Consider the following 23,757-nt stretch of genomic DNA (forward strand, 5'->3'; position numbering starts at 1 on the left):
TCGCTGGGGTCGAGGTTGGCTTGACGAGGTTTGCTCATCGGTGGGCATCCTCCTACTGCAAACCGCAGGCCAGGCGTGTTGTGCTGCCCTTGAGGAAGAGGAGGGCTTGACCTGAGTATGGACTTTGTAGCCAATCAGGCGGTGAGTCTTATGGCGATCATATCGAGTCCGGACCAGCTCCGGCGAATGGGCGCCGGTGGTTTGTAGCCATGGGCGCAATCGAGGCCGTTGGAGAAACGTCCTGCATTGCTGTGCCGCAGCTGTCGAACGCTGGCGGCGCTTCTACAACTAACGACGGCCGCACTGCGCATACGCATGTGGCGGAACTTGATTACACCGTTAGCTCGTTGCCTGCACGCACGTAGACCGGCTTGCCATAGAGCCGCATCAGCCGCGACAGGGTCAGGATCACGTTATGTGCTCGTAGGCTGGCGCTAACCTCGCGCACATCGGCCCTCGCCACCGCCGGCGTTACCGGTATCCCTGACCTGCACATTTGGGAAGTGACTTCAGGGTTCCCGATGTTGGCCGGGCGCGTTTGCGTGCGTCCGGAAGGCGATTGCCACGACAAGCGCCGTGAACTGTAAACCATATTGCGGGACGGTTATCGCATCGAGCGCGCCACTTTGCAGATGGATCACGCTCGCAATGGTTCTGCCTCGACCGCCGAATGCAGATACGATGCAGCATGAAGTGGCGCGACATGAACTTTCAAGTCAACGTCCGGTCATTCTTGCACAGGTGCAAGGTGTCCTGCGCGGTTTAACGTGATTGTGTAACAGCGACCTCTTCCCTAGAATCGCCGAGCTGGTTTCGACCTTGCCGCCATGCTGAACCGTCTACGCCGCCACCGCTTGCTCTGGGTATTAACTCTGACCGTGCTGTCGTTCAAGCTGGTCGCGGCCACGGTTTGCCTGAGCGACACGGCCGCCAATCAGCATACGGCGACATCCGTCCCAACGGCCGTTGCCGCGAAATCCGCAGCAACCATCGTTTATTCTTTCGATGAGAACGGCAGTGCTACCTGCCTTCTGAGCGAGACGGGCGATTGTCACTGTGCCCACGTGGAGACGCTACCTGTGCCGGTGGCGTTGTCGCTCGATGTCACGCCGGTCGATTCGCGTTTCGTTTTCCACCCCCCGGCCTACGCATTCTCGCCTGTCCGGACGAGTTCACTGCTGCGCCCCCCCATCGCCTGAAGACCTCTCGTTTCGCGATGATGTCGCCGTTGCGGCGCATCGCTTCGTAACCGTTTTCAGGAGATCACTCCATGTTCGTGTTTCGATCGGTGCCCGTGGGCGCCGTGTGCTGGCTGTATGCGGCAGCGCTTTTCGCGGCGCCGCCCAACCCCAAAATCTCGCCGCCCGCGGTGGTTGCCGCGCCTGCACTCCTGCAGGCTGCCGTGCGCGACGTCTGGCAAAACGCACCCGAAGTACAGGCCGCGCAGGCGGAAGTCGAAGCGGCGCGTGCCCGTGCCGACGCGGCCTCCAAGCCGCTCTACAACCCTTCGGTTTCCGTGGACGCCGAAAACGCCGACGTCAATCGGCGTACGATCGGGTTGAGCCTGCCGCTGGATCTTTCAGGCAAACGGCGTGCGCGAGAGAACCAGGGCAATGCTGAGCTGCGCGCCAGCGAGGCCGCCTATGGCCTGCGTCGACGCGACATCGCGGCGCGCTGGTTGAAGGCCTGGACCGCCGCCGCCCTTGCTGCCCGACAAACCGAGCTGGGCCAGCGTCGCGTGAAGCTGATGCAGCGCTTTGACGAGCTCGCTGCGCAACGCTTGAAGGTCGGCGACATCAGCAGCCCCGAGCGCGACATCGCCGCGTTGGCATTAGGCGAATCGCAAGCTCAACAGGCTGCCCTTGCAGCCAACGAAGCCGCCGCCAGGGCGTCCCTGCGCGCAATCGGCGGCAGTGGCGCGAGCGCCACGCCGGAGCTGCCACCTGGGTTGCCACCCATCGCCACCGCAATCAGGCCGGTGGCGACGGACGCGTTGCCTGAGCTGATGCAGGCGAGAGCCGAGCGGGAAAGCGCCGAAGCAGGTGTCACGGTCGCACGGCGTGCGCGCATCCCGGATCCCGTGGTCAGCCTGACAGGTGGTGAGGTTCGCGTCGGCCGCATCCGCGACCAGGTCATCGGCCTCAGCGTGTCAGTGCCGTTGCCGGTGTTCAACACCGGCCGTGCCGAAGTGGCCGCAGCACGCGCGGAAGCCAATGCCGCCTCGGCCAGGCTGCGCTCACAGAAGCTCGTGCTCGATGCGTGGTTTGTCGAAGCACGTACCCGCTACGTCGCATCGTTGCAAGCCGCCGAAGCGTTTCGAAGCAGCCGCGCGGCCGCGTTCGAGGAACGCGCTGCGCTGCTGGAAAAAATCTGGCGTGCCGGCGAAATGAGTACGTCCGATTACCTCGTGCAGCTCAGGCAGAGCCTGGACACCGCGCTTTCCGGCCTCGAACTCGAAAGCCAGACCTGGCAGGCCTGGTTCGACTACCTCACCGCCGCCGGCCGCCTCACCGACTGGATCGACGGCCGCTCCCAGGAACAATCCCGATGAACAAATTCTTCCTGCAACGCAGTTTGCTGTGCTTCGCCTTGTTGGCCGCCGTGAATGGCGGCGCCCTCGCGCAACAAGCAAAACCCTCTTCCAATCCGCTCGCGCTGGAAGTGGCGGCGATCCAGTCGGCCGGCATCGTCCTCGACAAGGTCACCACCCGCACGCTCACCGATGAATTGAAGGCGCCGGGTGAAGTCAAGGCGGATGCCTACTCGACCGTGCTGGTCTCGCCGCGCGTCGAATCGCAGGTGCTGGCGCGCAAGGCCAAGCTTGGCGATGTCGTGAAGGCCGGCCAGCCACTAGTCGTGCTTTCGAGCGTCGAGGTCGCTTCCACACAGGGCGCGTTGATCGTCGCCGAGCAGGATTGGCAGCGCATTGCGTCACTCGGCCCGCAGGCGGTTTCGGCACGCCGTTACAACGAAGCCAGAGTGGCGCGCGATCAGGCCCGCGCCAAGCTGCGCGCGTATGGTCTTTCCGAAGGCCAGATCCGTGGCCTCCTGAAGGCTGGTTCGGCCAAGGCCGACGGCAGCTATGACCTGCTGGCACCCACCGCCGGACGCGTCACCACCGACGACTTTCTCGTTGGCGAGCGGGTGGCGCCAGGGCGCACGCTGTTCACGCTGGTGAAAGAGGATTCGGTATGGGTCGAGGCGCAAATGGCGCCTGCGGAAGCCGAGAAGGTCAAGGCCGGCGACACGGTGCGTGTGCTTGCGCACGACACCGCCTTGGCTGGTCGTGTGATCCAGCGTTCGCACCAGACCAACGAGCGCACCCGCACGGTGCCGGTGCGCATCGAAGTCGACAATCGCAAGGATCTGTTGCACCCAGGTGAACTCGTCGAGACACGCGTTGCTGTCGGTGGCAGCAAGAAGGCATTGACCGTTCCCGCCGAGGCCGTGGTGTTGTTGCAGAACCAGCCGACCGTGTTCGTCGCCAAGGGCAATGGGCAATTCGAACCGGCCGCGGTTGTCATCGGCGAAACCCGCGACGGTTGGACGGTGGTAAAACAGGGGCTGAAGTCCGGCGACACTTATGCGCGCAAGGGCGCGTTCGCTCTGAAGGCGCGCCTGCTGCGCTCGCAACTGGGAGAAGAGTGATGCTGGAACGATTGGTCGAACTCTCCCTGCGCTTCAAGGTGCTGGTGCTGATCGCCTTTTTGGTGATCGGCTTTCTCGGCTTTCAGGCCGTGCGGCACCTTCCCATCGACGCCTTTCCCGACGTCACGCCGGTGCAGGTCAACGTCTACACCGAAGCTTCGGGCCTCGCTGCCGAGGATGTCGAGCAACTGTTGACCACGCCGGTGGAATCCGCCCTGGCGGGCCTTCCGAAGGTACAGGAGATCCGTTCGGTGAGCCTGTTCGGGTTGTCCTATGTGTCGGTGTATTTCGAAGACAGCATGGACATCTATTTCGCGCGGCAACTCGTCAACGAACGCCTGCAGCAGGTCGGCGACCGGCTGCCCGCAGGCTATGGCAAGCCGGAGATGGGGCCGAACACCTCCGGTTTGGGCCAGGTGTTCTGGTACACGGTCGAGCGCGCCGATGCCAAACTCAAGGATGTGGCGCAAGCCAAGGCGCCCAGCGACATGGATCTACGCACTCTGCAGGATTGGACCATCCGCCTGATCCTGCGCACCGCGCCCGGTGTGGATGACGTCACCTCGTGGGGCGGTCAGGAAAAGCAGTATCAGGTACGCATCGATCCGATGAAGTTGATCGCGCACCAGTTAGGCTTCAAGGACGTGATCGAGGCCCTGCAGGCCAACAACGCACAGGTCGGTGGCAATTTCGTCAACGTCGGTCGCGAGCAGTATCTGGTGCGTGGTCTCGGTTTGGTGCAAAACGCGACCGACATTGGCAACATCGTGCTGAAGACCGAAGATGGCACGCCGGTGTACGTGCGCGATGTCGCAAACATTATCGAAGCCGGAGCCCCTCGCACCGGCGCGGTGACCCGCGACGGCAAGGAAGTCGTGCTGGGCATGGCGCTGGCGCGCATCGGTGAGAACGCCAAAAACGTGGTCGATGCGGTCAAGGCCAAGCTCGATACAGTCAAACAGGCGCTGCCGGCGAGCGTGGAGGTCAAACCCGTGTACGAGCGTACCGATCTGGTCAACGCCGCGATGGGGACCGCTGTGCGTGCGCTGATCGAAGGCTCAATCCTGGTCGCGATCATCCTGTTCTTGTTCCTCGGCGAACTGCGCAGTGCGCTGGTGGTTGTCATCGCCTTGCCATTGTCCATGCTGATCGCCTTTATATGCATGGATCAGGTGGGCCTATCGGCCAACCTGATGTCGCTGGCGGGATTGGCCATCGGCATCGGCATGATGGTGGACGGCGCGGTGGTGATGGTGGAGAACGCCTTCCGCATCATGGCCGAGCGCAAGGCGCACGGCCTGCCGGTAGACCGCACTGCGGCGGTACTGGCGGCCGCACGTGAGGTCGCCAATCCGATCGCATTCGCGATCCTCATCATCATCGTGGTGTTCCTGCCGCTGTTCAGCCTGCAAGGGCTGGAAGGCAAGATGTTCAAGCCGATGGCGTTCAACATCAGCTTTGCGATGGCGGGCTCGCTGATTCTTGCGCTCACGCTGATCCCGGTGCTGGCTGCGTTGGTGTTGAAACCCAGGGAAGAGAAGGACACCCGGCTGGTGGCATTCCTCAAGCGTCACTATGCGACGGTGCTTGCGTGGTCTCTGGCACGCAGGAGGATCGTTCTCGGTATCGCCGGCGGCGCGTTGCTCGGCAGCCTCGCGTTGTTCCCGTTCCTTGGCAAAGAGTTCATGCCGAACCTGAAGGAGGGCGCCATCATGTGGCGCATTACTTCCATCCCGTCCGCGTCACTGGAGGAATCCATTGACATTTCCAAGGAAGTGGCCGCACTGGTCAAGCAGAAATTCCCGGAAGTGGAAACTACGCTCGCCATGATCGGTCGCGCCGAAAAAGGCGAAACGGCGGACGTCAACTACATGGAGGTTTACACGCCGCTGAAGTCCAAGGACCAGTGGCGCAGCGGTCAGACGCTCGAATCCATTGAGGATGCAATGCAGAAAGAACTGACGGCCGTCCTGCCTACTGCGGTGGTGAGCTACACCCAGCCCATCCAGATGCGTGTCGAGGAATTGATTTCTGGCGTGCGCGCCACACTGGCGCTGAAACTCTATGGCGAGGACTTGGGCGAACTCGACAGGCTGAGTGCGAAGATCAAGGACGTGCTGGCCAAGGTGCCGGGCGTCGCCGATCTCGCCTTGGAGGCCAATATCGGCAAGCCGCAGGTACGTATCCAGGTCGATCGCGCGGCGCTGTCGCGTTACGGGCTCAACGCCGACGACGTGTTGACGGTGGTCAAGAACGGCATCGGTGGCGAGCCGGTGTCCACCTTGCTCGATGGCGTGAAGCGCTTCGATATCACAGTGCGACTCGACAAGGCCAGCGAGTCCACGCTGCCCGAAATAAAACACATCCCGATCCGCACGCCCAGTGGCGCGTTGGTGCAGTTGTCGCAAGTGGCCGACGTCAGCATCGCAGAAGGCTATTCGTTCATCCGGCGCGAGCAGTTGCAGCGCTACGCGGTAATCCAGATGGATGTGCGCGGACGTGACATCAACGGCTTCGTCCAGGACGCCAATGCGAGCATCGCCCAGCAGGTGAACCTGCCGACCGGATACTACGTCGAATGGGGTGGTGCGTTCGAGAACCAACAGCGCGCCTTGGCGCGACTCGCGATCATCGTGCCCGTGACGATCTTCTTCATCTTTGTGCTGCTCTACACCGCGTTCAACTCAGTGAAATACGCAGCACTGATTCTGGCCAATGTTCCATTCGCCATTATCGGAGGCATCGTCGGCTTGGCGATCACGGGACAGTACCTCTCGGTGCCCTCGGCGATCGGATTCATCGCTGTGTTTGGTGTAGCGATGTTGAACGGCATCGTGCTGGTGAGTTTTCTCAACGAGCAGCGCGAGAAAGGACTTGCCGTACGCGACGCCGTCGTCCGCGGCACAGCGCTGCGACTGCGGCCGGTGCTGATGACCGCGAGCGTGGCCATTCTGGGACTGGTGCCCATGTTGCTTTCCAGTGGCGTCGGCGCCGAGACACAACGCCCTCTAGCCACCGTGGTGGTCGGCGGCCTGATCACATCCACCCTGCTGACACTGGTGCTGCTGCCTGTGCTGTACGACTGGATTGAGGAACGCGCCGCACGGCGCCTGGCTCGACAGGAGAATCCATCGTGAAAGAAGTCAAAGCCTTCGTTCATTACGGCCGAGTCACCGATATCATCCACGCGCTGGAGGACGCGGGATTCCGTTATCTGTCGGTGAGCGACGTCAAGGGTTTGTTGCAGGCACTCAGTGCGCAGGAACAGACGTACTCCATGGAACTGGGCGAATTGGTGACCAAACAGATCAAGCTCGAAGTGTTCTGCGAGGACGATCAGGCCGAACGCGCCGTACAACTGATCCGTCTGCACGGACAAACCGGTCAGAGTGTCGCCGGATGGGTGTATCTAAGCACGCTGGACAGTGCTTAGGCGATCGATGGCATCGGCGGGTAGGACCCACGCGATGCAAGGGAAGACCGCTCATCTGTTAGAATATAGCGGATGAGCGCTTGCGGGTGCCGACATGAAGCAGGAGACAGCGCACAGCGACGCGCCTTGAAGATCGCGCTCGGCCTGAACGCGACGATGTTCGTGATCGGCATCACTGCTGGCTGGTTTGCGTATTCGTCCGGGCTGATGGCCGACGCGCTGGACATGCTCTCGGATGCTGCGGCTTACGCGATTGGTTTGATGGCAATCAATCGCGGCTTGCGATTCAAATCCCGCGCCGCGATGACGACCGGCGCCATCATCTTTCTCCTCGGCGCTGGCGTCATCGTGGATGCCGCGCGGCGCTGGATCGAAGGCAGTCACCCGCTCGGCCCGGTGATGATGGTTGTTGCGTTCGTTGCCTTGTTGGTCAATGGCTCGGTGCTGCTGTTCGTGCTGAAACCTTTCCAGAAAGGCGAGGTGCACATGCGCGCGATGTGGCTGTGCACCCGCGCGGATGTGGTCGCCAATCTCGGTGTGATCCTGTCCGGGGCGCTGGTGCTGTTGCTCCATTCGCCCATTCCCGACCGGATCATCGGCATCGCGATCGGTCTCTACGTGATCAAGGAGGCGATCGAAATCCTGCGCGAAGCGCGTGAGGCCGAATCGGCGCCGCTTGAGGTCAGCAAAGGTCGATAAGCAAGACGAGTGCTGTTGCGATCAGGTAGTGTATCCGGAGAAGCGCCAGCGGCTAGGTTCCAGCCAATCGGCGACGAAGCTGCAAAACATTCCCAGCAGTCTCATTGCAAAGGCTCTGCCGGGTAGAACACCCGCGGCCCTGTCGGTCTGCACTAGTCGCCACGCTTCACGCATGACCACTGGCGGGGTAAGCACCACCACTAAGGCGAAACTGAACTCCTCCGCCCAACTGCCGCATGGCATCCGGATCGCCCGGTTTGGCTTTGGCCACCGCCAACCCGTTGATGGCTTCGGACCGCGCCTAAGTCACCGCTTCGAGCGTTTCGCGCTCATGCTTCAAGTAGCCTTTGGGGTCTCGACAAGGTTGGGGATCAGGTCGTGACGGCGGGTCAGTTACACGTCGATTTGCGCGAACGCATTTTTGTACGCTTGCGGGCCTTGACCATTCCGTTGTACTTCACGATCACGTACACCACTAGGATGGCGATCAGGATCAGGATGACAATCGTGGTGATCACTGCTGGCTCCTCTACATAACGCTTTCCTCGTCGTTACGCCTGCACCCTTTAGTAACGCATCATGCCGCCGTCTTCGTGCTCCAGGTTGTAGCAGTGATACAGATACAGGCTGTTGTAATCGCGGAAGTCGAGCAGGATGCGTATCCGCTGCCCAGGTATGACCAGCCAGTATCATGCCAGCCCTCGTCGACGTGGCCGTCCTGAAGGCCGCTCCAACCCGTCGCGCCTATGATTGCGTGGCGCTCCAGCACCAGAAATTGTAGGCCATGCACGCGCATCGGGTGCGGCAGCATCCTGCGGTTTTCGAATTTCCAGACCTCGACGCTGCCGAGGCGGACGATTTCATCATCGGTTACCTGTGTGCCCTCGAAGTGTCGACTGTTGATGGTGCCGCGCATCATGCGCATCATCAATTCGAAGCGGCGCGGATGGGTCCGGTTGATCACAGCGGCCGGCTTGAGTGCAGGTGCGGCTGCAGCCGATGGGGCAGTGCGGCGGTGCCTTTTTCACGTCGGGCGATGCGAAACCGCATGACGCCGGCCTCAGCCGCGTAGTCAGTTCCGCCGGCGGCAGACAGGTGCCTTGGTCGCTGCACGACTGGACGGCGACATCGAGCACAAGCTCGTCATCGGCACGCGCCGCAATGAGTTTCGGCGCCGGCATGCGGGCCGTGAGCACGGTGCCGTTCTCGTAAACCTTGAGCGGCTTGCCCTGCAAGCGAATAGCGCTCGTCCGCCCCAGCGGATAACGAACTTCGAGGCGGACCGGCTTCCCCGCCACCCGAGTGCGCAGCGTAGTCGGAATCAGGGATTCGAATGACGCCGGATTGGCGTTGACGTGCCAGCCCGGTGCAATCAGGAGTCGCACCGCGATCGCCCGCGAGCCGTCTGCAGCCGGCGGGCCTTCGAAATGAGCGCGGATACGAACCTTGTCGGCACTGGTTGCCAAGCCATGACCGGCATAAGCCGCGAATCGCGGTTGCCTCCGGCGCCGGCATCCCACCATTCGGTTTGGCTGCAAGGGCTGGTGGGGGACGCGCTTGCCGAAACCAGTAGCGGGCACCCACCAACGCGGCAGCAAGCACCATCAACGCGGCGAGCGTCGCGTAGCCAACCTTGTGACGCTGGTTCATCTTGGACCTCCTCTTGTGACGGAGGGTTCGATCGCGTGTTCGATCGCGTTCGAGGTGAAGATTCCCGATAGACGCGCGACGACTCGGCCTCGATCATCAAGGACAACTGCGAACGTCAGTCCGGTGCCGCCCCAAGCAGCGAGCTGCCGCTCCAACGCAGGGTGTGGCCGGGTCAAATCGGCCCGCAATGCCACCAAGCTCACGTGATGAGCCTCACGAACCACGCCGGGGTCGACATAAACCATCTTTTCCAGCACCTTGCAGTTTATGCACCAGTAGGCGGTGAATTCGACCAGTGCCGGATGCCCATCGTTGCTCGCCGCAACCAAGCGATTTGCGGGAAGCGGTTGCCAGTCGAGCGGCCCGCCGGTGGGTGTCACTGCCAGCCCACCAGCGACTACCAAGACGACGCCTGCCACTCCGGTGATGGTAGCCACCCTACGTACCATCCAACCACGCGATCGCGCGATTGCCATACCGGCCCACGAGAGCAACAGGCCCAGCCAGAGCCACCACAACTAGCGTGCGAATGGTTGCGGAATCAAGCTTTGCGCAAAGAACACGGCCCCGGCGACGAGCACGAAGACGAGCGCTTGGCGCAATCGGACCGATGTGCGTAGGCACCAAAAGCCGCGAGTCGGATCAGCTCAGCAGGACCATTTGAATCCACACCCGTCACGGTGTCGCTAGCGATCGAGGCCCATAAGTCGCCAGTTCCACACCGCACGAACCCCATAAGCTGCAAGTCTGGTCGGGCACTCGGGCCAGGCGATCCGTTGGCTGGCAACCCTTTTGCGCACGTACTAGCGCTTTTTGGGGTCTTCGCTAGCGACTTATGGGTGCCGAACTAGCGCTTTTTGATGCCCCACACAACCGACCAGGCGCCCGCGCGCGGCAGTCGTTCGAGCCATTGCGGGCGCAGCAACAACGCGACATACGGTGCGGCCAGCCCCGCACCCACCGCGAGAAAATCGAGATCACCACCTCGGGTGGGCGGGTCAGTGCGAAGGCGAGCACGCCGCCGAGAAACGGGCCCGTGCAGGGTGTTGCCAGCAGTGCAACCAGCGCACCGGACCAGAACGGCTCCCAATAACCCCCGCCCGCCAGTCGCGTGGCAAAGCCGGGCACCGGCAGCCGTGTATTGCGATAGGTCAACATCGCGAGCACGGCAAGCACCACCACCAGCACGGCGAGCACCGCGGACGACTGGAACAGCCGTCCCCACGTCCAGTGCAGCATCGCCGTCGCAAGTCCGACAACCAGAAAAAACGCGAGTGTGCCGGCAGCAAAGACAGCCGCCGCGGTGACGCGCTTGCGCGCTGCGACTCCGGTGTGCGCGAGCACGGAACGAACCTTGAGCGGCATGGCCGGCAGCACGCAGGGCGTGAGATTCAACAGCAGTCCCCGCGCTGCAGCCAGTGCCAACTCACTCGGCAAGCCGAGAAGCAACGCATCAGACATCGCGAAGTTCCTTTACGCAGGCTCGATGAAAACGCTGAGGCTCGGGCATATCCAACGTTCCAGGTTCTGGTAGGAATCGCTCACCCTTGACATGGACCCAGGAAGCGTCCGGCAACCTAGCCCTTCCCTGGTTCAGCCTTGCTCTTCGGATGCCCCGTGTTCATGCGTTCCATCATCTGGTTGCAGTTCTTCATCATCCGGTTCATCTCGGCCATCATTTGCATCATGGGCATCTTGTTGCCGTTGTTCATCATGCCCATGCCACGGTCCATCATGTCTGTGCCGCTGCCTTTTTGAACCTGACCTTGCATCATCTGGTTTGCAGTTGTGGTGTCTTTCGCGTTGCTGTTCTGGGTCGCTGCAAGCAGGGTGGGCGCTGCAGCCAGGGAGGCTGCGATGAAGCTTGTCGCCGCGAAAATTTTCGTGATCTTACGCATGATCTTTCTCCTTGATGAGTTGCTGTGGGGGACGCGCCGGGAGTGAAGCCGGCGGAACCGTGAGAGTCGATTCGGCTTGGGGTTGTTCGTCTTGCTTGTCCTGGGCGTTGCCTGTCTTGCCGGAACCCATGTCTTTCATGCACTTGCCCATCATCAGCACGCACGGCAGGAAGTACAGGAAAGGCAGGGCACCGGCTGCCGCCAGCCAGTTCCAGCCCAAAGCCAAGCCGAGCATGACAATGACCGCCAAGCCGACCAGCAGCCGGTGTCGTTTGATCCACGTCCACATGCCGGACAGTTCGTCGTGCAACGGCCGAGGTGGAGATGAAGTTGAAGTTTTCATGATCATTGATTCCTGAAATACGGGTTTCAGCGTGTGGCATACCCATTCGACGGACCCTTGCCGAACGTGTAGATCACGAACGGCGCGGTCTTGGGGCCGCCCATGCGGGATTCGGGGCCCATGCCCGGCGAGCCATGCGGCATGCCGGGCAGCGAGATGCCGCGAATGTCCGGATGCTCGCGCAGAAGCTTCTGCACCACGTCCACCGGCACATGGCCGACCACGGTGTAGCGGCCCACGGTCATCAAGTGGCAGGACACAAGCTTGTCCGGCACTGCGTGTTCGCGGAAGACCGCGCCGAGATCGCTGCTGTCGATGACCTTGACAGCGAAGCCGTGCTTGTCCAGGTACTTGGCGTAAGCAGCACAACACTGACAGCCGGGGTTGTGCCACAACGTGGCCTGGATCGCTGGCTTCGCCATGGCCTGCACGGCCGCGAATGCCAACAGGGCGAGCAGCATCAGCCTCGCCATGCGTTGGGTATGGAAGAGCATTTTGGTGATTCCTGATTGGTGTGTTCGGGATTCGTCCACGATTACGATGCCCGACGGCTTGACCGCCAGGACAGTGCATGGAAACGAGGAAGGATCCAGGGGCGAGCACGCGCTGCCGCGACGAAGCGGCGGACGGCACTTACTGGTCCTGACGAATGTCAGGCGTGAACGATGGGGGGACGTGTGTCGGGACCGTCGGGCGTACGTCCGCCCGTGCGGTCGGGTCCGACCGGCTGAATGTCCGATTGCGCAGGAATCACGGTGACTGAAGCCGACGATACGGCTGGCATGGAGCAACCCGCGGCGCCCGTGCATGACGTGCCGCCCATGCTCCCGTGATGGGGAGCACCTCCGTTTGGTTGCATGTTGCGGCAACCCATGCAGCCGCCGGATTGCTGTTTGAGCATGACAGACTGCGCGTGGCCGACCGGCGCAGCCGTGACGGTTATTGTGCCGGCCATGCCGAAAACGACGCCAAGGAGCGTTAGCAACAGCAAGCTCTTTTTGAGGACACGTCGCATCACCGACACTACTCTACGCCGCATGCATCGAACGGGCAAAAGCCCGCGCCTTGCCAAGGCTTGAGACCCTTCCGCCGGTCGATAGTTCCACCCATTGACGCAATGGTCTGCACACAGCTTCCAACGTTCACGACTTTGGCCTGGGTATGAAATCCCTGATGTGGATCAGCGTTTCCACGGGCAGCACGGCAACCATTCCGTCACTGTCCAATCCCGCGTGCGCTGCATCGCATATCGCCTCGACCACCACTTCGACCTGCTCGTGTGAAACGAAGACTTCGATTCGGGCCTGGTCGGATATCCATTCCGGATTGTAAAAGTTCTTGTAGTCGCCGTAGCCCTTGATCCGGGTAACGGCGACCGCAGCGGCGCCCAGATGTTGCAAGACCTCTTCCACAGCCTGGAGACTGTCGACGTGCACTATGGCGTTAATTTTTCGGTATTCCATAACAGCCTCCCGGGTGTTGTGAATCCTCGATATGGGTGCACACGGACTCATCAGTACGCCAGCTCGCCTCGCTTGCGCAGCCGACGTCGTTCCCATAACAGATATACAGCTGGAATCACCAGCATGGTCAGCACTAGTGCACTGAGCATGCCGCCGACCATCGGCGCGGCAATGCGGCGCATGACTTCCGATCCCGTCCCGCCGCCGAACATCACCGGCAGCAGCCCGGCAATGATGGCCGCGGCAGTCATCGAGATCGGTCGTAGCCGCAACAGGGCGCCATCGCGAACGGCCTCGCGCATACCCTCGAAGGTGGCCGGTTGTGAGGTTTCACGGCAATGCTGCAGATAGGCGCCCACGGACTGGTTGAGGTAGACCAGCAACACGACCCCGATTTCCGCGGTCACGCCGGCGAGGGCGATGAAACCGACTGCGACCGCCACTGACAGGTTGTAGCCCAGCAGATACAGCAGCCAGAAGCTGCCAGCCAGCGCCATCGGCAGACTGCCCAGGATGATCAGTACCTGTGCGATGCTGCGGAACGCCATGTACAACAGCAATGCGATCAACACGATGGTCAACGGTACGATCATGGCTAGGCTCTTCTTGGCCGCCTGCATGTACTCGTATTGACCGGACCAGGTCAGCGAGTAACCGGCGGGAAGTTTGACCTTAGCCGCCACCAGCTTTTTGGCCGCCTTCACGTAGGAACCCACATCTCGACCGGCGATGTCAACGTAGGTCCAGCCGGTAAGCTGGGCGCCTTCACTCTTGATCATCGGCGGTCCGTCCGTGACCGCAACCGTGGCCACATCGCCGAGCATGATGTGCCCGCCACGACCGGTGACGATCGGCAACTCCCGTATGCGGGCCACCGAGTTTCGCCAGTCACTGGGGTAGCGCATGTTGACCGGATAACGCTCCAGGCCTTCAGTGGTCTCGGTCACGTTCATGCCGCCGATGGCGCTACGCACCACGTCCTGCACGTCGCTGATGTTGAGCCCCAGTCTGGCCGCTTTGTCGCGGTGGATGTCAACGCTGATGTAACGACCGCCTGCAACCCGTTCGGAATACACAGACGTGGTGCCACGCACGCTTGGCAGCACTTTCTCCAATTGCTTGCCGATTTTCTGGATCACCTGCAAGTCGGGACCACCGACCTTGATCCCGACTGGCGTCTTGATACCGGTGGAGAGCATGTCGATGCGCGTCTTGATCGGCATCACCCAGGCATTGGTCAGACCCGGAAGATGCACGCGTTGCTCCAGCTCCTTGCGAATGTCGGCTTTGGTGATGCCGGGACGCCATTCAGACTTCGGCTTGAATTGGATGATCGTCTCGTCCATGGCTAATGGCGCCGGGTCAGTGGCGCTCTGCACACGCCCCATCTTGCCGAACACCGTTTTTACCTCGGGCACGCTCATGATCAGCTTGTCGGCTTGTTGCAGCACCTGCCGTGCCTTATCGGCGGAAATGCCGGGACGTGCCGAGGGCATGTACATCAGGTCGCCTTCATCCAGCGGCGGCATGAACTCCGAGCCCAGGCGTGAGGCCGGCCAGATGCCGACCAGTACCACGATGACACCGGCGGCAAGCAACACCCAGGGATAGCGCACGACCTTGTCGATGACCGGTCGGTACAGCGCCGTCAACAGGCGGTTGACCGGGTTGCGGTGTTCGGGCGTGATCTTGCCGCGGATGAAATAGCCCATCAGTACGGGGATTAGCGTCACCGACAGAATGGCCGCCACTGCCATCGCGTAGATCCAGGTATAGGCCAGTGGCGAGAACATGCGCCCAGCCTGACCGGTGAGGCTGAGAATCGGCACCATGCTGAGGGTGATGATCAACAGCGAGAAAAACAGCGCCGGCCCCACTTCCACGGTGGCGGTGGTTACGCGTCGCCAGTGACTTTCACCGCCGCTGCCACCGCCCTCGTCATGCTCCATGTGTTTGTGCAAGTTCTCGATCATCACGATGGCGCCATCAACCATCGCACCGATGGCGATGGCAATGCCGCCCAGCGACATGATGTTGGCATTCAGGCCCTGGATCCGCATGATGATGAAGGCCATCAGAATGCCAATCGGCAAGCTGACAATGGCCACCAACGATGAGCGGAAATGGAAAAGAAAGATGCCACAGATCAGCGCCACCACAAGAAACTCTTCGATCAGCTTTTCGCGGAGGTTGTCCACCGCGCTGCTGATCAGTTGCGAGCGATCATAAGTCGGCACGACCTGCACACCCGGCGGCAAGCTGCCTTTGAGTGAGGCCAGCTTCGCCTTGACACCGTCAATGACTTTTTGTGCGTTCTCGCCGGAGCGCATGACGATGACGCCACCGACCACCTCGCCCTGTCCATCGAGTTCGGTGATGCCACGCCGGATCTGTGGCCCCATGCGCACATCGGCCACGTCCTTGAGCTGTACCGGCGTGCCGTTCTTGTCGGTCATCAACGGTATCGCCAACAGATCCTTGATGCTCTTTATGTAGCCGCTGGCACGCACCATGTACTCGGCCTCGGCTAGCTCGACCACGGCGCCGCCGGTTTCGTGATTGCCGTTCTGGATTGCCTTTTTGATCTGCGCCAGGGTGATGCCGTAGGCGCGCAGCTTGTCCGGATGCACCACCACTTGATATTGCTTGACCATGCCACCGGCGGTGGCCACCTCGGCCACTCCCGGCACGGTCTGCAGCTGATACTTCAGGAACCAGTCCTGCAGGCTGGTCAGTTGTGCGAGATCGTGCTTTCCGGTCTTGTCCACCAACGCGTATTCGTACACCCAGCCCACGCCTGTGGCATCCGGTCCCAAGCTCGGATGGGCATCGGCAGGCAGGCTGCTGGACACCTGGTTGAGGTATTCCAATACTCGCGACCGCGCCCAGTACAGATCGGTTCCTTCCTTGAAGGTGACATAGACATAGGAATCACCGAAGAACGAATAACCGCGCACGACGGTGGTGTGCGGCACCGCCAGCATGGCTGTTTCCAGCGGGTAAGTGACTTGGTCCTGCACCACCTGCGGCGCCTGGCCAGGGAACGGCGTCTTGATGATGACCTGCACGTCGGAAAGGTCGGGAATGGCGTCCACCGGCGTGCGCTGCAATGCGTACAGGCCACCGATGACGACGAAGGTCAGCGCCAGCAGCACGAAGGTCCGGTTTTTCAGAGACCAGCGGATAATCGCGGCAATCATCGTGGCTGCCTCCCGCTGTCTTCTAGCGGGGCAGTGCGTGGCTTGTGTTGGCTGTCCAAAGCACGGTTGCGCCTCGGCATACCGCTCATGGTCGCTGCCGGCAAGGTGGTCGATGGATGTGTCGGTGTGGTTGATCCGGACTCAGCCGGCACGCTGTGGGCCGACATGCTCGGCATGCTTTTATCGGGCATGTCCATGCCAGCCATGTCGCTGGAGGACGGTGCGGGCCCGGATGCTTGCGGCATCTTCCCGCAACCGGATTTGCCTGCGCCCAGCCGCAAGGCGGCCGCACTGACATTGGCCTCCGAGTCGATCATGAACTGCGCCGAGGTCACCACTCGCTGACCGGCGTGCAAACCCTTGAGTATCTGTACCCGATCACCGGAACTCACGCCTGCCTCGACGGGGCAGACATCGAAACGGCCATCGCCCAGCGCCACGATCACCCGCTGGCTCTGACCGGTACGGATCAGCGCCTGCTCGGGAATGGAGACTGCGCCGTATGGCGGTTGTGCTTCCTCGCCGGGCCGCCGCGTATCGAGTGTGACCCGGGCATACATGTTTGGCTGCAGCCGCAGGTCGGGGTTGGCGAAGCGCAGGCGCACCTTGATCGTGCGCGTCATCGTGCTGACATCCGGATAGATGTAGTCGACCGTACCGTGCCATTGCCTGCCGGGAAAGGCATCGAACGTGGCGGTTGCTTTTTGTCCGACATGCAGCAGCGCCGCGTGGCTCTGATCAACCTCGACCAGCACCCATACGGTGTGCAGATTCGCCAGTTTCATGATTTGCGTGGCCGGCTTCACGTAGGCGCCTTCACTTATGCCCAGGCTCATGACGGTGCCGGTGCTGCGCGCGTACCGCGCAACGCGATCGCTGACCTTGCGCGTGCGTTTCAGTTGACGAATCTGTGCGCTGCTGAAGCCCAGCGCCTGCATGCGCTGCTTCGAGGCGTCGATCAATGATGTGCTGCCACTGGACAGGGCGGTCAGATATTCGCGTTCCGCCGTCGCCAACTTGGGCGAAAACAACTGATACAGCAACTGGCCGGTTTGTACCGTGTCACCGGCGCTCTTCACTGCCAGCTTCTCGATCCATCCATCGGCGCGGGTATTGATGCTGGTGATCGTGTCCTCGTCGTAACCGACGTACCCCACTGTTTCAAGCCGTTGCGAAAGTGTGCCGTTTTCAACCAGTGCCGTACGCACGCCGAGATTGTTGACCACCTCCGGGTCGATCTTCACATCGCTGGATGCACCGCCCTCGCCGGAGGCGTACACCGGGACCAGGGGCATGCCCATGGGCGATTTTCCGGGCTTGTCGCTGCGGAAATTCGGATCCATCGGCGCTTTCCAATACAGCACTTTGCGTTCTGCCGATGCGGATGCGGTGGGCTGTGCATCGCCTTTTCCTGCCTTGTGCGATCCGACCATGTATCCGAACAGTGCGGCCAGCAGCACGACAACCGCGGCAATGAACATCCATAGGCTCTTTTTCATCGTGCTGTATCCTGGATCGTGACGGAGATGGGCAACGCATCGAGCGCGCCGCCGGTCTGATAGTTGAGTGACGCCCACTGGGTATAGAAATCCGCGCGCGTACGGGCAAGCTCCAGCTGGACTGCGAGGTACTGCCGTTCGGCGGTGATCAGTTTGAGAAAATCGCCTGTGCCGTTGCTGTAATCCGCTTCGGCGGCCTGCAGATTGAGGCGCGCCAGCGGCAGCAACTGATCGCGATACAACTGGATGCTCGATCGCGCCTGCTCGACGGTGGCATAGGCCTGATCGAGATTGCCCAGCAAACGACTGCGGGCATCGACCAGCGTGGCCTGTGCCTGACGCACGCGTGCTCGCGCGGTGCTGATTTCACCGCTGTGATTGGCGCCGAAGGGGATATTGATGGACACACCGACCATCAACCGCTTGTCCGGGGCATCCCAGAGGCTGTTGTAGCCGGCCATCAGCTTGAAATGCGGATACCGGTTCTTGCGCGCCAGCGCGAGACGGTCCTGGCTGGCATCTATGAGTGCATCCAGGCTTTGCAGTTTCGGGTAGCGCGACAAGGCCGCATCCCGCAGGGATGCATACTTTGGTAATGCCCTCGCTTTCGGCAGACCTTTCGGTTCAGCGACCGGCGTATCCGCAGGACGATTCTGCAGGGCATTGATTTGTGCCTGCACCGTACGCTGAAGACGTTCCAGTTCAAGCGCCTGATTGCGCAATCGAACCTGTTCCACCTGCGCTTGCAGCACGTCTTGCTGCGGCGACTGCCCCGATGCGTAGGAGGTTTCGGCCACGCCATGCAGCCGTTTGACCAGAGACTGGTTCTCGGCATTGATGCGCAATGCACGATGCACATAGAACCACTGCGCATAGGCGGCCCGCGCCCGTGCGCTCAGTCGCAGACGAAGATCCTGAATGTCCGCATCGGCGGAGGCCGCATTGGCGCTTGCCGCACGCGTGCGCAAGCGCAAGGTGCCAGGCCAGGGAAGCGTCTGGCTGATCTGCACATTCTGGTTGAGTCCCTGACGCGGGCCACCGGCTGTCCGGGGCGCGGCGGCATAGCTGAGCATCGGATCGTCCAGCGCACCGGCAGACTCGATGTCGGCGTGGGCCGCATCGGCAGCCGCGCGCATCGCTTCGATGCTGGGATTGTCCTGCAGCACTCGCTGCACGAGATCGTCAGCTGACAATCCGGCATCCGGATGGCCTGGGCCGATGGCATGTGAGCGTGCTGCCGGTCGGGCTATCCAGGTAGAGGTGGCTGCACCCGCAAGAGCTGCCTTGTGTGAAGCAGGCTGCGTCGTGCGCAATGCCTTTGAATTACCGGCACGTAACGCGCTCGAGGCGTGCGCAGTGGCCAGCGGAAGGGCCAGAAGTGTGCTCAGTGCACACGCAGACAACAGCGCGTACGCGCGCCGCGAAGATGTTGAGAACCGCATGAATTTTCCATTCGCAATAAGCAGACGCGACCACGATCGTGGTCGAACACAAGCAAAGTCCGAATGGAACGCCTAGATCAGTAGAACGCGGAACCGCATTTCAGGCGAAAGGGTACCGGCATGGAAAGAACGCACACGTACATACCCGGCCTGTGAGGCGGAGAATGTTCTTGCCACGAAGAGAGCAGGCGGTAGCGGCGTCGCTGGCAACTGCGAGAATACATGCGATTGTGCATCCGACCTGGCAGAGACCTGCTGGGCGCAATGCTGGACACACATCTGTGGATTCGGGCTGTGCTTTGCCTGCTGCGGCATGTCTTGGCAAAGTGCCTGGATGCTCGCGTTGGCCACGGCTACATCCGATTCCGCACACGCATACGAAACCAGCACCAGCTGCTGGAACACCAGCGACAACAACACTAGCAGTGTCAGTCGCCAGCGGTTGCGTCGCTTCACATGTGCACACGTAGCCATGATAGAAATCATACACGTGGATCAGACTTCAGAGTCAAGGCCTTCATGAGGTGAGTTTGAGGTGATGGTAATCCCCCTAGGGTGGTTCGGTGATGTGTGTCAATGCCGTTCACATGTCGAATAATCCAGAGTCATGTGAAACTACGGCTTTCTGAAAGGTGTCCGGGCAGCCATGCGTCTATTGATTGCGGAAGACGAAGAAAAGACCCGTAGCCATCTGTTCCAGGGGCTGTCCGAGCTTGGTGAATCGACCAGGATTCCGTAGACGCTCACGAGCCACTTTCTAGGAACCGCTTTTCGTACTCTACCGGCGACAGCCCCTGATTGCTGCCGTGCTGACGCCGCGGGTTGTAGAACATTTCGATGTAGTCGAACACATCGCTCGCCGCATCGGCCCGAGTCGTGTAGATCCGACGCTTGATCCGCTCGCGTTTGAGCAACTGGAAGAAACTCTCGGCTACCGCATTGTCGTGACAGTTACCGCGCCTACTCATGCTGCAGACGATGCCATGTGCCTTCAGGAACGCCTGCCAGTCACCTCCGGTGAATTGACTACCCTGATCGGAATGCAGCATCAGACCTCGCGCCGGCTTTCGCCGCCATACCGCCAGCGTCAGCGCTTGAAGCACCAGGTCGGCGTGCATGGTCGACTGCATCGACCAGCCAACCACGCGTCGCGAAAACAGGTCGAGCACCACGGCCAGGAACAGCCACCCTTCGTGCGTGCGGATGTAGGTGATGTCCGTGACCCAGTGGGTATTGGGTGCATCGACGGCAAACTGGCGTTGCAGCCGATTAGGCGCCACCGTGGCTTGTGGGCCACCACGCGGCTTGGGCCGCCTTCCGTACCCCACCTGGGCGCGCAGGCCGGCCAGTTTCATGAGTCGCGCCACGCGATGACGGCTACAGCGCTCGCCCAGATCGCGCAGGTCAGTGGTGACCTTGCGGTAGCCGTAGACCGCTCCGCTTTCCAGCCAGGACTGCTTGATCAGTCCCGTCAGGCGACGATCTTCCCTGGCTCGCGCACTCGCCGGTTGCTTCAGCCAGGCGTAGTAGCCGCTGGGGTGCAAGCCCAGCACCCGGCACATAGCGCGCAGCCGAAACTGGTGGGCATGGTCTTTCATGAATGCGTACTTCACCCGGACTGCTTGGCAAAGTACGCGGCGGCCTTTTTTAGGATGTCGCGCTCCTCGGTGACCCGACGCAACTCGGCCTTCACCCGGCGCAGCTCCGCCGCCTGATCCGACGCTCCGTGCGCTGCACCGTTGGTCTCGCCATGGCGCCTGATCCACGCATACAAGCTGTGCGTGGTGATCCCCAACCGGTCCGCCACCTCGGCCACCCGATGGCCGCGCTCGGTCACCTGCTTGACCGCCCCGACCTTGAACTCATCCGTATACCGCTTGCCGCTCATGGACACCTCCGTCGTAGCCATACAGTATGGCTCTGAGGCGTCTACGAGACCCTGGTCGATTCACTCTTCAGCTCACGCCGACGTCGATAGTCGATGCTAGTCATCGGACGTCTCCTGACGAATTCGGCATTCATGCTAAACCTTGGGGGTAACACCAAGGTCAACCCTTACATTGGTGACTGATCAGAGCCGGTGTGAAGGAGGCTGTTTCGTTCCTGCGAGACGGTGGCCGCAGCGGGTCTTGAGGCTCTTCCGACTCCGATCATTGGAAAAAACAAATGATAGTCATTATTATTTATCCCCTTGTTCCTACGAATCACTGTCATGCGCCTTGTCATCGCCCTTGTCACCATGATCGCTTTGGTCACGCCAGCTATGGCCGGCATGCCCGAATACACCCTTGTACTGCACCACCACACCTACCAACCGCAGACACTCAAGATCCCTGCCGGGACCAAGGTGAAGCTGGTGGTGGAGAACAAGGACGCGACGCCGGAGGAATTCGAAAGCACCGATTTCAGCCGAGAAAAGCTGGTCATGCCGCACGGCAAAATCACCGTGTACGTGGGCCCGTTGCGGAAGGGGACCTACCGCTTCTTCGGTGACTTCCACCAGGCCACGGCCCAGGGTCGGCTGATCGTGGAGTGAGACCATGATCGGTGTTGCCCTACTGGTTTTCCGCGAGGTTCTGGAAGCGTCGCTGATCATTTCGGTGGTCTGCGCGGCTACGCGTGGCGTCGCCCATCGCGGCTGGTACGTGTCCGGCGGCATCGCGCTGGGCGCGGCCGGCGCGGTGCTGGTGGCGTTGGGCGCCGGTTTCATCTCCGGTTTGGTCGGTGGCGCCGGCCAGGAAGTCTTCAATGCAGCCGTGTTGCTGATTGCAGTGGCGATGATCGGCTGGCACGTAGTGTGGATGTCGCGACACAGCCGCGAGATGGTGCAGGAAATGAACGCCGTCGGCGGTGCGGTGCGTACCGGTTCCAGTTCTCTGACCATGCTGCTGGCGGTGGTTGCACTGGCCGTGTTGCGCGAAGGCTCCGAGATTGTGTTGTTCCTGTACGGCATGTTGGCCAGTGGCACCGGAATGCACGGACTGATTGGTGGAACTGCCATCGGTATAGCCGGTGGCGCAGCGTTGGGCTTCGCGCTCTATGCCGGGTTACTTCGCATCCCGCTGCGCCACTTGTTCGGCTTCACCAACGGCATGCTGGCACTGCTAGCGGCCGGGCTGGCTTCCGATGCGGCACGGTTCCTGGTCCAGGGCAACTTGTTGCCGGCTTGGGGCACGCAGATCTGGAACCTGTCCTGGCTGTTGCCAAATGGGTCGATGTTGGGCCGTGTGCTCAGCGTGCTGGTTGGCTACGACGCCTCGCCATCGGGCATCCAGATCGTTTTCTATCTCGTCACCTTGACGCTGCTGGTGACCGGCATGCGCTGGTCAGCGCGTGCCCTGTTGCCGCGCCCGACACCAACCTCCTGATTCAACGTTCCGACGTCCCATCCGTCGGCACGACGCTCTTCAATATCCTTTTTAAGGAGTATCTGCCCATGCACGCCCCGCGCCTACACGCGACCCCGCGCGTCACTTCGCCATACCGCCTTTCCCGCTGGCTGTTTCTGCTGACCTTGCTACTCTTGGCTGGCACGGTGCACGCTGACGACTTCACCGTCTATTCACCGCATGTCATCGCTACGCAGAGCGAGTTCGAGTTACGCGGCTACCATCTGGGAGACGGACGTGCTAACTATCATGGCGGGCAGGCTGCGGAGTTCTCGGTCGCGCACGCCTTCACCGGTTGGTGGAAGCCCGAGTTGTACCTGGCTCGCTATGAGCGTGCGCCGGGCGAACGTTCCCAGTGGTTGGGCTACGAGTTCGAAAACGTGTTCCAACTCACCGAACCGGGCCGATACTGGGCCGACGTGGGCGTGCTGGCCTCCTACGAGCACAACACGGCCGGCCACGGTCCGGACGCGTTGGAAGCCGGTGCGCTGATCGAGAAGACCCAGGGTCGCTTCGATCACATCGTCAACTTGATCTGGGAGAAACACATCGGCGCCGGCGCCAGCCGCCGATACGAATTTCGCTACAGCTACCGCGGCACCTACGCGGTTTCCTCTGCGTTCCGCCCTGGCATCGAGGCATACGGACGTCCGGCCGATCATGCCTATCAGGCCGGACCGATCGTTGCTGGCGAATGGCACGTGCCGGACAGTACCTCGAACATTGAATATCGCGTCGGAGTTCTGTTCGGCGTCAACACTGCAGCACCGCAACACACCTGGCTGGCACAGGTCGAATACGAGTTTTTCTAAGTTCCGTGAAACCGAACACTGTACGTCAAATGACGTAGGAGCGTACGTGCCCGGGATCGTGCGGAAGGCGTACCCGCCATCAGGACGATGGTGACCATGATCAGTGCGCCACCGACCATCACGTGGATGTAGGGCAGAGGCGTATCGAAGATCTGGTTGGGAACGCCCGCCTGGAGGTTCGCCGGATACCTTCTTGCCATAGGGGTTGTCACGGGCATCGTCGCCGTGGCAACCGGCTTCATCGAGTTGATCAAGATCGACATGGACAGTCCGCTATACCG

23 protein-coding genes are annotated in these 23,757 nt (G+C 61.3%); 9 read left to right on the plus strand and 14 right to left on the minus strand.

Going from position 1 to position 23,757, the window contains the following annotated elements:
- The first annotated feature begins 827 nt into the window (after positions 1–827).
- The 6 genes from BTJ49_RS14660 to BTJ49_RS14685 all read left to right on the plus strand — a co-directional run bounded on the left by BTJ49_RS14660 (position 828) and on the right by BTJ49_RS14685 (position 7,780).
- Entirely contained in the window at positions 828–1,199 is a 372-nt protein-coding gene (locus tag BTJ49_RS14660; protein ID WP_113066178.1) for a hypothetical protein, read from the plus strand.
- A gap of 71 nt (positions 1,200–1,270) precedes the next feature.
- Positions 1,271–2,551, plus strand: coding sequence for a TolC family protein (locus tag BTJ49_RS14665; RefSeq protein ID WP_113066179.1), 1,281 nt, complete (start codon positions 1,271–1,273; stop codon positions 2,549–2,551).
- Positions 2,548–3,648, plus strand: coding sequence for an efflux RND transporter periplasmic adaptor subunit (locus tag BTJ49_RS14670; RefSeq protein ID WP_113066180.1), 1,101 nt, complete (start codon positions 2,548–2,550; stop codon positions 3,646–3,648). The genes BTJ49_RS14665 and BTJ49_RS14670 overlap by 4 nt, the downstream gene beginning before the upstream one ends.
- Complete coding sequence (locus BTJ49_RS14675) at positions 3,648–6,785, plus strand: CusA/CzcA family heavy metal efflux RND transporter (RefSeq protein ID WP_113066181.1); 3,138 nt, start codon at positions 3,648–3,650, stop codon at positions 6,783–6,785. Before BTJ49_RS14670 ends, BTJ49_RS14675 begins: the two co-directional genes overlap by 1 nt.
- Positions 6,782–7,081: a P-II family nitrogen regulator gene (locus tag BTJ49_RS14680; RefSeq protein ID WP_113066182.1), complete on the plus strand. Its 300-nt coding sequence runs from the start codon at positions 6,782–6,784 to the stop codon at positions 7,079–7,081. Before BTJ49_RS14675 ends, BTJ49_RS14680 begins: the two co-directional genes overlap by 4 nt.
- A 126-nt stretch (positions 7,082–7,207) precedes the next feature.
- Complete coding sequence (locus BTJ49_RS14685) at positions 7,208–7,780, plus strand: cation transporter (RefSeq protein WP_343125538.1); 573 nt, start codon at positions 7,208–7,210, stop codon at positions 7,778–7,780.
- A gap of 389 nt (positions 7,781–8,169) precedes the next feature.
- Here the strand turns inward: BTJ49_RS14685 and BTJ49_RS16065 are convergent, their stop codons facing one another.
- From BTJ49_RS16065 to BTJ49_RS14750, 13 genes are all read right to left on the minus strand, one after another.
- The gene (locus BTJ49_RS16065) at positions 8,170–8,298 is read right to left on the minus strand and encodes a hypothetical protein (protein ID WP_255420393.1); all 129 of its coding nucleotides are present in this window, start codon (positions 8,296–8,298) and stop codon (positions 8,170–8,172) included.
- Between the two features lie 59 nt (positions 8,299–8,357).
- Complete coding sequence (locus tag BTJ49_RS14695) at positions 8,358–8,699, minus strand: multicopper oxidase domain-containing protein (RefSeq protein WP_168184773.1); 342 nt, start codon at positions 8,697–8,699, stop codon at positions 8,358–8,360.
- Complete coding sequence (locus tag BTJ49_RS14700) at positions 8,644–9,246, minus strand: protein-disulfide reductase DsbD domain-containing protein (protein WP_168184774.1); 603 nt, start codon at positions 9,244–9,246, stop codon at positions 8,644–8,646. The genes BTJ49_RS14695 and BTJ49_RS14700 overlap by 56 nt, the downstream gene beginning before the upstream one ends.
- Before the next feature lie 180 nt (positions 9,247–9,426).
- Entirely contained in the window at positions 9,427–9,867 is a 441-nt protein-coding gene (locus BTJ49_RS14705; protein WP_168184775.1) for a thioredoxin family protein, read from the minus strand.
- 388 nt (positions 9,868–10,255) lie between these two features.
- Positions 10,256–10,891 (minus strand): cytochrome c biogenesis protein CcdA, encoded by a 636-nt coding sequence (locus BTJ49_RS14710; protein ID WP_113066188.1) that lies wholly within the window; start codon positions 10,889–10,891, stop codon positions 10,256–10,258.
- 116 nt (positions 10,892–11,007) lie between these two features.
- Positions 11,008–11,328 (minus strand): hypothetical protein, encoded by a 321-nt coding sequence (locus BTJ49_RS14715; RefSeq protein ID WP_113066189.1) that lies wholly within the window; start codon positions 11,326–11,328, stop codon positions 11,008–11,010.
- Positions 11,321–11,671: a hypothetical protein gene (locus tag BTJ49_RS14720; RefSeq protein ID WP_146742373.1), complete on the minus strand. Its 351-nt coding sequence runs from the start codon at positions 11,669–11,671 to the stop codon at positions 11,321–11,323. The genes BTJ49_RS14715 and BTJ49_RS14720 overlap by 8 nt, the downstream gene beginning before the upstream one ends.
- 26 nt (positions 11,672–11,697) lie before the next feature.
- Positions 11,698–12,165, minus strand: coding sequence for a DUF411 domain-containing protein (locus BTJ49_RS14725; RefSeq protein WP_206098434.1), 468 nt, complete (start codon positions 12,163–12,165; stop codon positions 11,698–11,700).
- A gap of 648 nt (positions 12,166–12,813) precedes the next feature.
- Entirely contained in the window at positions 12,814–13,134 is a 321-nt protein-coding gene (locus tag BTJ49_RS14730; protein ID WP_168184776.1) for a P-II family nitrogen regulator, read from the minus strand.
- 50 nt (positions 13,135–13,184) lie between these two features.
- Positions 13,185–16,334: an efflux RND transporter permease subunit gene (locus BTJ49_RS14735; RefSeq protein WP_113066193.1), complete on the minus strand. Its 3,150-nt coding sequence runs from the start codon at positions 16,332–16,334 to the stop codon at positions 13,185–13,187.
- Positions 16,331–17,794: an efflux RND transporter periplasmic adaptor subunit gene (locus BTJ49_RS14740; RefSeq protein WP_168184777.1), complete on the minus strand. Its 1,464-nt coding sequence runs from the start codon at positions 17,792–17,794 to the stop codon at positions 16,331–16,333. Before BTJ49_RS14740 ends, BTJ49_RS14735 begins: the two co-directional genes overlap by 4 nt.
- A 35-nt stretch (positions 17,795–17,829) precedes the next feature.
- Positions 17,830–19,026, minus strand: a complete 1,197-nt coding sequence (locus BTJ49_RS14745) for a TolC family protein (protein ID WP_168184778.1) — start codon at positions 19,024–19,026, stop codon at positions 17,830–17,832.
- Positions 19,027–20,018: 992 nt separating this feature from the next.
- Positions 20,019–21,163, minus strand: a protein-coding gene (locus tag BTJ49_RS14750) for an IS3 family transposase (protein WP_113066196.1) whose coding sequence is annotated in 2 segments (ribosomal slippage) — positions 20,019–20,926 and positions 20,926–21,163 — 1,146 coding nt in all. Because the reading frame shifts where the segments join, the coding sequence is not laid out codon by codon here.
- A 324-nt stretch (positions 21,164–21,487) separates the two neighbouring features.
- Between BTJ49_RS14750 and BTJ49_RS14755 the strand changes: the two genes are divergently transcribed.
- The 3 genes from BTJ49_RS14755 to BTJ49_RS14765 all read left to right on the plus strand — a co-directional run bounded on the left by BTJ49_RS14755 (position 21,488) and on the right by BTJ49_RS14765 (position 23,476).
- On the plus strand, positions 21,488–21,811 hold the full coding sequence (locus BTJ49_RS14755) for a cupredoxin domain-containing protein (RefSeq protein ID WP_113066197.1): 324 nt from the start codon (positions 21,488–21,490) through the stop codon (positions 21,809–21,811).
- 4 nt (positions 21,812–21,815) lie between these two features.
- Positions 21,816–22,643, plus strand: coding sequence for an FTR1 family protein (locus tag BTJ49_RS14760; protein WP_113066198.1), 828 nt, complete (start codon positions 21,816–21,818; stop codon positions 22,641–22,643).
- Between the two features lie 68 nt (positions 22,644–22,711).
- Complete coding sequence (locus tag BTJ49_RS14765; protein WP_240601855.1) at positions 22,712–23,476, plus strand: hypothetical protein; 765 nt, start codon at positions 22,712–22,714, stop codon at positions 23,474–23,476.
- On the opposite strand, the gene BTJ49_RS15800 is transcribed toward BTJ49_RS14765, so the two are convergent.
- Positions 23,473–23,757: hypothetical protein (locus BTJ49_RS15800; protein WP_206098435.1), on the minus strand; the 285-nt coding region annotated here is incomplete at its 5' end. The genes BTJ49_RS14765 and BTJ49_RS15800 overlap by 4 nt on opposite strands.

Origin of the sequence: Oleiagrimonas sp. MCCC 1A03011 (genome assembly GCF_003267965.1) — a bacterium.
GTDB lineage: Bacteria > Pseudomonadota > Gammaproteobacteria > Xanthomonadales > Rhodanobacteraceae > Oleiagrimonas > Oleiagrimonas citrea.

What these genes read in the sequence shown, in the direction of transcription:
- BTJ49_RS14755 (WP_113066197.1), top strand. Translation starts at nt 21,488, where the DNA reads ATGCGCCTTGTCATCGCCCTTGTCACCATGATCGCTTTGGTCACGCCA.
- BTJ49_RS14670 (WP_113066180.1), top strand. Translation starts at nt 2,548, where the DNA reads ATGAACAAATTCTTCCTGCAACGCAGTTTGCTGTGCTTCGCCTTGTTG.
- BTJ49_RS14760 (WP_113066198.1), top strand. Translation starts at nt 21,816, where the DNA reads ATGATCGGTGTTGCCCTACTGGTTTTCCGCGAGGTTCTGGAAGCGTCG.
- BTJ49_RS14675 (WP_113066181.1), top strand. Translation starts at nt 3,648, where the DNA reads ATGCTGGAACGATTGGTCGAACTCTCCCTGCGCTTCAAGGTGCTGGTG.
- BTJ49_RS14725 (WP_206098434.1), bottom strand. Translation starts at nt 12,165, where the DNA reads ATGCTCTTCCATACCCAACGCATGGCGAGGCTGATGCTGCTCGCCCTG.
- BTJ49_RS14695 (WP_168184773.1), bottom strand. Translation starts at nt 8,699, where the DNA reads ATGATGCGCGGCACCATCAACAGTCGACACTTCGAGGGCACACAGGTA.
- BTJ49_RS14660 (WP_113066178.1), top strand. Translation starts at nt 828, where the DNA reads ATGCTGAACCGTCTACGCCGCCACCGCTTGCTCTGGGTATTAACTCTG.
- BTJ49_RS14715 (WP_113066189.1), bottom strand. Translation starts at nt 11,328, where the DNA reads ATGCGTAAGATCACGAAAATTTTCGCGGCGACAAGCTTCATCGCAGCC.
- BTJ49_RS14730 (WP_168184776.1), bottom strand. Translation starts at nt 13,134, where the DNA reads ATGGAATACCGAAAAATTAACGCCATAGTGCACGTCGACAGTCTCCAG.
- BTJ49_RS14710 (WP_113066188.1), bottom strand. Translation starts at nt 10,891, where the DNA reads ATGTCTGATGCGTTGCTTCTCGGCTTGCCGAGTGAGTTGGCACTGGCT.
- BTJ49_RS14720 (WP_146742373.1), bottom strand. Translation starts at nt 11,671, where the DNA reads ATGAAAACTTCAACTTCATCTCCACCTCGGCCGTTGCACGACGAACTG.
- BTJ49_RS14765 (WP_240601855.1), top strand. Translation starts at nt 22,712, where the DNA reads ATGCACGCCCCGCGCCTACACGCGACCCCGCGCGTCACTTCGCCATAC.
- BTJ49_RS14665 (WP_113066179.1), top strand. Translation starts at nt 1,271, where the DNA reads ATGTTCGTGTTTCGATCGGTGCCCGTGGGCGCCGTGTGCTGGCTGTAT.
- BTJ49_RS14735 (WP_113066193.1), bottom strand. Translation starts at nt 16,334, where the DNA reads ATGATTGCCGCGATTATCCGCTGGTCTCTGAAAAACCGGACCTTCGTG.